General features: G+C 33.4%; 1 pseudogene. It reads right to left on the bottom strand.

Annotation, left to right across the window (positions count from 1 at the left end):
* Window positions 1–169 precede the first annotated feature (169 nt).
* A pseudogene (locus tag AC1DTM_RS31390) lies at window positions 170–509 on the bottom strand (pentapeptide repeat-containing protein); the annotation flags it as partial.

Raw genomic sequence — 509 nt, forward strand, 5'->3', positions numbered from 1 at the left:
CTTTCGCAACATTCACGCTCACCATTTCTAGCCACGTTGTAGTTCAATCAGCTTTAGGGATTGCCCGCAGTTAACCCTCACTACTAGCCAATCACTTGACTAGCAGGGCTTRCTGATATATTTAATTAACTTTAGTTATAATTGGTTAAATAAATCGTAACAGTTARTTACCCTTTAACATTTGTTTACTTAAGTTTGCAAACCTTAAATTMGTATATGACCAATCGCCTGATATAATTGTTATTCCGTCTAAATTCGCCTCTTCGAAATCCGAACCAGTCATTTTACATTCTTCAAACTTAGATACAAATAAATTCGCACCAAAAAACCTACAATTAGCAAACGTAGTTCCTTGATGGATAGAAGCATTAAAAAGAGTACCAGTAAAATCACATTCTATGAAATTACAATTTTTAGTAAAAACTTCTGATGCATCTATCCCTCTAAAACGGCATTTTATGAAGGTACAATTTTTCAATTCCTCTTCTTTTATCCAGACATCTTGAAAA

The organism is Bacillus sp. P4_D3, from assembly GCF_056401855.1.